This window comes from Streptomyces sp. SM1, assembly GCF_002910825.1.
Lineage (GTDB): Bacteria > Actinomycetota > Actinomycetes > Streptomycetales > Streptomycetaceae > Streptomyces > Streptomyces okerensis.
The window spans coordinates 1-7,693 of record NZ_NEUB01000465.1 but is presented as its reverse complement, the minus strand read 5'-3'; the positions used below and the strand labels follow the sequence as shown (position 1 = coordinate 7,693).

At 73.1% G+C, this 7,693-nt stretch carries 7 protein-coding genes and 2 pseudogenes; 5 read left to right on the top strand and 4 right to left on the bottom strand.

The genetic code is table 11. The features are described 5' to 3' along the window. The 3 genes from B9S61_RS11645 to B9S61_RS11635 all read left to right on the top strand — a co-directional run. Nucleotides 1-838: ATP-binding cassette domain-containing protein (locus B9S61_RS11645; RefSeq protein WP_146064799.1), on the top strand; the 838-nt coding region annotated here is incomplete at its 5' end. Continuing rightward, nucleotides 835-1,683, top strand: coding sequence for an ECF transporter S component (locus tag B9S61_RS11640; protein WP_103542192.1), 849 nt, complete (start codon nucleotides 835-837; stop codon nucleotides 1,681-1,683). The genes B9S61_RS11645 and B9S61_RS11640, both read left to right, overlap by 4 nt. A gap of 303 nt (nucleotides 1,684-1,986) precedes the next feature. Next, nucleotides 1,987-2,403: a lytic transglycosylase domain-containing protein gene (locus B9S61_RS11635; RefSeq protein WP_103542191.1), complete on the top strand. Its 417-nt coding sequence runs from the start codon at nucleotides 1,987-1,989 to the stop codon at nucleotides 2,401-2,403. A gap of 78 nt (nucleotides 2,404-2,481) precedes the next feature. On the opposite strand, the gene B9S61_RS41535 is transcribed toward B9S61_RS11635, so the two are convergent. Together B9S61_RS41535 and B9S61_RS11625 are read right to left on the bottom strand one after the other, a co-directional pair. After that, nucleotides 2,482-2,859: a hypothetical protein gene (locus B9S61_RS41535; RefSeq protein ID WP_103542190.1), complete on the bottom strand. Its 378-nt coding sequence runs from the start codon at nucleotides 2,857-2,859 to the stop codon at nucleotides 2,482-2,484. 303 nt (nucleotides 2,860-3,162) lie between these two features. Next, nucleotides 3,163-5,217, bottom strand: a complete 2,055-nt coding sequence (locus tag B9S61_RS11625) for a phosphatase PAP2 family protein (protein WP_103542189.1) — start codon at nucleotides 5,215-5,217, stop codon at nucleotides 3,163-3,165. Between the two features lie 376 nt (nucleotides 5,218-5,593). On the opposite strand from B9S61_RS11625, the gene B9S61_RS11620 reads away from it, so the two are divergent. Further along, nucleotides 5,594-6,271, top strand: a complete 678-nt coding sequence (locus B9S61_RS11620; RefSeq protein ID WP_103542188.1) for an O-methyltransferase — start codon at nucleotides 5,594-5,596, stop codon at nucleotides 6,269-6,271. A 69-nt stretch (nucleotides 6,272-6,340) separates the two neighbouring features. Here the strand turns inward: B9S61_RS11620 and B9S61_RS11615 are convergent, their stop codons facing one another. Beyond that, entirely contained in the window at nucleotides 6,341-6,733 is a 393-nt protein-coding gene (locus B9S61_RS11615) for a hypothetical protein (RefSeq protein ID WP_103542187.1), read from the bottom strand. Nucleotides 6,734-6,875: 142 nt separating this feature from the next. On the opposite strand from B9S61_RS11615, the pseudogene B9S61_RS11610 reads away from it, so the two are divergent. Next, nucleotides 6,876-7,345: pseudogene (locus B9S61_RS11610) on the top strand (DUF1992 domain-containing protein). Here B9S61_RS11610 and B9S61_RS11605 read toward each other — a convergent pair. After that, nucleotides 7,334-7,693: pseudogene (locus B9S61_RS11605) on the bottom strand (hypothetical protein); the annotation flags it as partial. The pseudogenes B9S61_RS11610 and B9S61_RS11605 overlap by 12 nt on opposite strands.

The window sequence follows — 7,693 nt, the reverse complement described above, 5'->3', positions numbered from 1 at the left end:
CCCCGGGTCCGCGCCCACGCCTGCCGCGCCCGCGAAGCGCCTGTTCAGGCGGACGAAGGCGAGCGGCACCACCGCTCCCGCCGCCCCGGTGGCCGAGGTCCGTTCGCTCGCCGTGCGCCGTGACCGCGTCCAGGCCCTGCGCGAGGTCGATCTGACGGTCACCCCCGGCGAGACGATCGCCCTGATGGGCCGCAACGGTGCCGGAAAGTCGACGCTGCTCAGCGCGCTGGTCGGCCTGGTCGCCCCGTCCTCCGGCTCGGTCCGCACCGGCGACGCGGTCCCGCACCGCGCCCGCCCCCGCGACCTGGTCCGCCGGGTCGGTCTGGTCCCCCAGGAGCCCCGCGACCTCCTCTACACGGACACGGTCGCGGCGGAGTGCGCGGCCGCCGACCGGGACGCGGAGGCACCACCCGGCACCTGCCGTGCCCTCCTCACGGAACTCCTCCCTTCCGTGGCCGACGAGACCCACCCCCGCGACCTCTCCGAAGGCCAGCGCCTGACCCTCGCCCTCGCGGTCGTGCTGACCGCCCGCCCGCCGCTCCTCCTCCTCGACGAGCCGACCCGGGGCCTGGACTACGCGGCGAAGGCCCGGCTGCTGAGGATCCTGCGGGGGCTGGCGGCCGAGGGCCACGCCATCGTCATGGCCACGCACGACGTGGAACTGGCGGCGGAGCTGGCCCACCGTGTCGTCCTGCTCGCCGAGGGCGAGGTGATCGCGGACGGCCCGTCGGCGGAGGTGGTCGTGGCGTCCCCGTCCTTCGCCCCCCAGGTGGCGAAGATCCTGGCCCCGCAGCACTGGCTCACGGTCTCCCAGGTCCGAGAGGCGCTGAACCCATGACCACGCCCCCCACCACCGCCCGCCGGGCGGACCGCCAGGCCCGCGCCGTCCGCCTGGGCCTCCGCTCCTGGCTGGCCCTCGCCCTGGTCAGCGCGGTGGGGGTGGCCGGCTTCGGCTGGCCCTTCCTCGCCCCGCCCACGTCCACCCTGAACGCCCACGCGCAGGACGCGCCGTGGCTCTTCGCGGGGCTGCTGGTCCTCCTGGTCGCGGTCGTGGCGGCGACGATCTCGGAGTCGGGCCTCGGCCCCAAGGCGGTGGCGATGCTCGGCGTCCTGGCGGCGGCGGGTGCCGCCCTGCGCCCCATCGGCGCGGGTACCGCCGGCCTCGAACCGATGTTCTTCCTCATGGTGCTGAGCGGCAGGGTCCTCGGCCCGGGCTTCGGCTTCGTCCTCGGCTCGGTGACGATGTTCGCGTCCGCGCTGCTCACGGGCGGTGTCGGCCCCTGGCTCCCGTTCCAGATGCTGGCGATGGGCTGGTTCACCATGGGCGCGGGCTTCCTCCCCGGCGCCGACCGTCTGCGCGGCCGCCCGGAAGTCTGGATGCTGGCCGTGTACGGCTTCCTGGCGGCCTTCGCCTACGGCACGGTGATGAACATGGCGGGCTGGCCCTTCATGTCCGCCCTGGCCTCGAACATCTCCTTCGACGCCGACGCGTCGCTCCCCGCCAACCTGGCCCGCTTCCTGGCCTACTGCCTGGCGACGTCCCTCGGCTGGGACCTGGGCCGCGCGCTGGTCACCGTCGTGCTGACCCTCACCGTGGGCACCCCTCTCCTGAAGGCCCTCCGCCGGGCCACCCGCAGAGCGGCTTTCGAGGCCCCGGTCACATTCCGCGACACCGCTGGGTAGCACCTCACCGACACGCTGTGCCCGAGATGGTGAAGCACCCCACATGACCCACCTCACATACGACCCGGCACCGTAGCGATCCCCCGGCCCGCACACGGGGCATCGACCCCCGGACCACCCCTTCCCCGACCTTCGGTAGTAAAAGGGACCTTTGCGGGCAATCGCGGGATTTGTTTCTGTGGAGCCGTCGCCAGGCGCCGACGCCCCTCCCGGGGTCACGGCGCCGACGCATGTCCCCGCCGCACACCACGGCATCCGGCACGGCGTAGCGCGACTCCCCTGCTTCCCACCGAAAGGCCGCCTGTGTCCGCCGCTTCCTTCCTCCACACCGTCGCCACCCCGAAGAAGTCCCTCGCCGGTGCCGCCCTGATCGCCGCCACCTGCGGCACCCTCATCGCCGCCGCGCCCGCCCAGGCCGCGAGCACGAGCGCTTCCTCGGCCCAGGCGACCGCGCAGAAGATGATCGGCAACTCGGCCGAGTTCCAGTGCTTCTCGAAGATCGTCCAGCACGAGAGCGGCTGGAACCCCACCGCCACCAACGCCTCCAGCGGCGCCTACGGCCTGGTCCAGGCCCTGCCCGCCTCCAAGATGGCCTCGGCCGGCTCCGACTGGAAGACCAACCCCGCCACCCAGATCAAGTGGGGCCTGGACTACATGAAGGACCGCTACGGCAGCGCCTGCGACGCCTGGTCCTTCTGGCAGTCCAACAACTGGTACTGATCCACCCCCACACCCCCCATACCGAAGGCGGCGACCCCACGATCCCCGGGGCCGCCGCCTTCGTCGTCCCGGGGGCGCTCAGGCCAGTTCCTCCGACACGGCGTCGGTGGCCCGGTTCCGCGCGTTGACGACCGTGATGGACAGCGCGTCGAAGGCGGCGCGGCGAGCGGCCTCGAACGGGATGCGGCGGCCGTCGGTGAGCGTGACCAGACCGGGATCGCCGGGGTCCACGAAGGAGTCCCGTTCGTCGTCCCAGTCGATGCCGTAGCCGGCCCAGATCACCAGCTCGAAGGTGTCCTCCCCGTCGGCGTCGACATACACCTGGTCGGCGCGGCGGCCGCGCAGTCCGTCCGCGTCCCGGCTGTCGCAGAACATCGCGTCGTAGCCGTGCGCCGCTCCGTCGAAGAGCAGGATCCGCTGCCCCGACCCGGTCACCGCGTACACCAGGGCGGGCAACGCGTCGTCGACGATGAGCCCTTCGAACCGTTGCCCGTAGTAGTGCAGCCGGAAGCGGGTCCGGCCGTCCTCGGTCGCAGCCGCGCCGCCCAGCCGGTCTCCAGCAGCCCCGCCCAGAGTTTCTCCGGCACGTTGCCGGGCCGGCCTGCCGGCTCGGTCAGGCCGGCCAGATGAGGAGGTCCGAGGTGGGCAGCGGCCCCGGACGCTGACATGCCGTTCGCCATGCGCCCGATCATCGTCCATCCGGCACCCGCGGGTCCACGCCCGAGCCGGGAACTCGCCGGCGGGCCGGTGGGTACCGGATCAGCTCGGCGTACGGTCCTTGGCCGGCGCCGGTGGCCTGCTGCCGAGCTCCTCGGCGACCGCCACCGTCGTACGGGCCCGGGGGCCCTGGAGGAGGTACGTCAGGCCGAAGCCGCCCCCGACGACGAGTGCGCCGCCGGCCGCGTCCAGGATCCAGTGGTTGCCGGTGGCGACGATCGCGGCGGCCGTGAAGAGGGGGTGGAGGAGGCCGAGGGCCTTCGTCCACGCCTTCGGCGCGATGATCGCGATGACCAGTCCGCACCACAGGGACCAGCCGAAGTGCAGGGACGGCATCGCCGCGTACTGGTTGGTGAGGTGGGTGAGGGTGCCGTACTCGGGCTGGGAGAAGTCCTGGACGCCGTGGACGGTGTCGATGATCCCGAAGCCCGGCATGAGGCGGGGCGGGGCGAGCGGGTAGAGCCAGAAGCCGACCAGGGCGAGGACCGTGGTGAAGCCGAGGGCCGAACGCGCCCAGCGGTAGTCGACGGGGCGGCGCCCGACGAGTACGCCGAGGACGGTCAGCGGGACGAGGAAGTGGAACGACGTGTAGTAGAAGTCGAAGAAGTCCCGTAGCCAGCCGACCTTGACCACCGCGTGGTTGACGGTGTGCTCGATGTCGATGTGGAGCAGGCGTTCGAGGTCGAGGATCTGCTGTCCGTGTTCCTCCGCGCGCTCACGGCCCGCCGAGTTGCTGCCGCCGGTCGCGGCGAGGCGGACCTTGGCGTACGCGGCGTAGGTGACGCGGATGAGGAGGAGCTCGAGCAGGAGGTTCGGGCGGATGAGCACCCTGCGCAGGAACGGCAGCAGGGGGACGAACGCGAACCGGGCCGGGACGGGTGGGGCGTACCGGGTCGGGACGGGTGCGCGGAAGTACTCCGAGGAGCGGAAGAGGAAGGGGACCGCGGTGGCGGCGGCCAGGGCGGCGAGGAGGACGACGTTGTCCCGCACCGGGTGGAGGAACGCCATGTTCGGCAGCATCATCTTCGCCGGCAGCGTCATGACGAGGACGACGGCGACGGGCCACACCAGGCGGTCGCGGGCACGTTTTCCCACCCGGCCGACGGCGGCGAGCAGTACCCACAGCAGCTGGTGCTGCCACGCGGTCGGGGCGACCACGAGGGCGGCACAACCGGTGACGGCGACCGCGAGGAGCAGCTGGCCGTCGTGGGCGTAGCGGACGGCGCGGCGCAGGGCGAGGGTCGCGACGGCCGCGCCGAGCAGCAGGAAGAGGGCGATCTCCAGGGGGCCCTCGACGCCGAGGCGGAGCAGGGCGCCGTGCAGGGACTGGTTGGCGAGGTCGTCGGCGGGGCCGCCCAGGCCGGTGCCCCCGAGGTGGTGGACCCAGTAGGTGTAGGAGTCGTGCGGCATCGCGGCCCAGGCGAGCACCGTGGTGGCGGCGAAGGTGACGCCGGTGGCGGTCGCGGCCCGGCGGCGGCCGGTGAACCACAGCAGCGGGACGAAGAGGATGAGGGTGGGCTGGAGGGCGGCCGCGACGCCGATGAGGGCGCCGCTGACGCGCTGGCCGTGGGCGGCGAAGCAGCCCAGCAGGACGAGCAGGACCGGGATGATGCTGGTCTGGCCGAGCCAGAGGGTGTTGCGCACCGGCAGGGACAGCATGAGCAGGCTGACGGCGACGGGCGTGGCGAGCAGCGCGGTGCGGCGGCCGACCGGCTGGGGCAGCGCACGGGCGGCGATCACACCGAGGGCGACGACCAGCAGCAGGGTGCCGAAGGTCCAGCCCCAGCCGAGGGCGTCTTCGGCGGGGCGGGTGAGCGGTTTGAGGACCAGCCCGCTGAAGGGGGTGCCGGTGAACCGGGTGGAGTCGTAGAGGGAGCCGCTGACGTGCAGCACCCCCTCGGAGCCCGCCCAGGCTTCCAGGGTGGTCAGCCGTTCTCCGCTGGGAGTGGTGAGAACGGCGGCGACCTGGCGTACGGCGAGGACGGCGGCGAGCAGCCACAGTCCCAGGCGCGCCACGCGCAGCCGGGCCCGGGTGCCGCCGGCCGCCGTCGCTCCGAGTCTCTCCGCCCCTCGCCCACCGTGCTCCGCGTTCGCCACGCCTCGTCGGCCTCCCGCCCCGTTTCGTCCCGCACATCCCGTGCGTGGTGGTTCGCTCTGCGCACCCTATGCGGCCCGCACACCCCTCGACAGTGACGCCGGAAGCCGCGGCTTCACCTGACGGCCCTCCCGATGTTGTCCGGATGACGACCGTCCGGGCGGCTCACGGTGCCCGTTGGTGACGCGGGAAAGGTCACACGGCCGCGGCGCCCCGGCGGAGTCCGCGGCGCCGGGTTCCGCCGGGGTGTCCCCAGGCCGTCGCCGACGGCCTGGGGACACGCACGGGAAGGCCCGACGGGAGGCGGGCGGGCGGCGTATCTTCGGTGGGCGCATCGAAGTCGCCAGACGCCAAGCAGCCGTACGGAGGGCCAGGTTCATGAGCGAGCCGCAGCTGTGGCACGAGGTGGACGACTATTTCGCCGACCGGCTCCTGACCGACGCCCCCGACGAGGCGCTGGCGTCCGCCCTGCGTGACAGCGAGGCCGCCGGACTGCCGCCGATCGCCGTCTCCGCCGTGGCGGGCAAACTGCTCCAGCTCCTCGCCCAGGTGCAGGGCGCCCGCAGCATCCTGGAGATCGGCACACTCGGCGGCTACAGCACCATCTGGCTGGGCCGCGCCCTCCCGGCGGACGGGCGGCTGGTCACCCTGGAGTACGACCCCCGGCACGCCGAGGTCGCGGTCCACAACATCGCCCGCGCGGGACTCGACCAGCAGGTCGAGGTGCGGGTGGGCGCCGCGCTGGACTCGCTGCCCCGGCTGGCCGACGAGAACCCGCCCCCGTTCGATCTGGTCTTCATCGACGCCGACAAGGTGAACAACCCGCACTACGTGGAGTGGGCGCTCAGGCTGACCAGCGCGGGGAGCCTGATCGTGCTGGACAACGTCGGCCGGGGCGGGCGGGTGGCCGATCCGGACAACACCGATCCGGACGTGGTGGGCACCCGCGCCGCGCTCGACATGATCGGCGGCCACCCGAGGCTGACGGGTACGGCGATCCAGACGGTCGGGGCCAAGGGTTACGACGGGTTCGCGCTGGCGCGCGTACTGGCGTGAACGCGGGTTTCACGCCTCGCGCGCGAGCCCGGACGTCACGCTCCGCACGTCACGCCTGAGCCGCACGATTCACACCTCGTGGTAGAAGCCCACGTTGACGCTGCGCGGGGCGGTGCGGTCGTGGATGACGACCTCGCCGCTGCCGCCCCGGGGCAGCGAGACGGTGCCGCCGTAGGTGACCGGGTGGGCGTACTCCCCGATGGTCAGCCGTACTTCGGAGGACGGCTCGGGCAGGGAGCCGCGCCGCCAGGTCAGCTGCCAGGTGCCGTCCTGCGCGCAGCCGAACTCCAGGTGGACGCGTGAGACGAACAGCCAGTCGTCCGGCGTCGAGAGCCGGCACAGCGACTTGTCCCTGCCCACCCGCAGCAGGGCTCCCGGCTCGCTCGGCGCGTCGGCCATGAGCATGCCCGCCGTGGCACCCGCTTCCTCCGCTGACACCGCGGCCATGGTGAGTTCGAGCACCTGTGCTCCTCCTGAGACGTCCTGCGGGCCGAGGGGGCCCGGACCCGGCGGTGGCCGGAACGGCCTTGCACGGCGGCCGGATCGGCTGGCCGCCGCCGAATGATAAAACGCCCGGGTGCACGGCGTCCGGCACAATGAACTCATGACGGAGCGAAAGCCACCGGGCGTCGACTTCGAGGTGGGGTCCCCCCGCTCGAACGTAGTTGAGAGTGGGGGAGGGTCGACAAGCAGATCCGCGACGCCGAGGCGCGCGGGGAGTTCGAGCAGCTGGCGGGGGCGGGCAAGCCGCTCCCCAGCGAGGTCGAGAGCACCTACGACGAACTGTGGTGGGTGAAGCGGAAGATGGCCCGCGAGGGCTTCTCGGTGCTGCCGCCGGCGCCGGCCCTGCGCAAGGAGGCCGAGGACGCGCTGGAGGCGGCACTCGCCGCTCCCTCGGAGCGGATCGTCCGGAAGATACTCACGGAGATCAACGCCAGGATCAGCGACATGATGTTCAAGCCGCCGCCCGGCCCCCCGCTGGGCAAGAAGCCGTACGACGTCGACGACGTCGTACGGCAGTGGCGGGAGCGCCGGGCGGCGGCGGGCGGGGCGGACCCCGGCTCAGACGTGTAGCAGCCGTTCCGCCAGCTCGCGGTAGTCCCGCAGGGCCAGGCGCAGCTGCTCCGTGTCGGTCGCCGCGGCGGCCTGTCCGTCGCCTGGACCCGCGGGGCCGGCGTCCGCGGTCTGCCAGGACCGCCGCAGGGTGCGGCGCCGCTCGGTCACGGCGTCCGTGAAGCGCTCGGCCAGCTCGCGCAGTACCTGATCGGCCTCCTGTACGGCATCGCGCGGCGCGTCGACGAACCCGGCCACGGCGTGCTGCAACTGGGCGGCGAGCTGGTCGGTGTCGTCGTGCGGGAGGAGCCGGTGGTGTCCGCCGGCCTCACCGTCGTGGCGGGTGTGGCCGGGGGCGCCGCTCGCGGT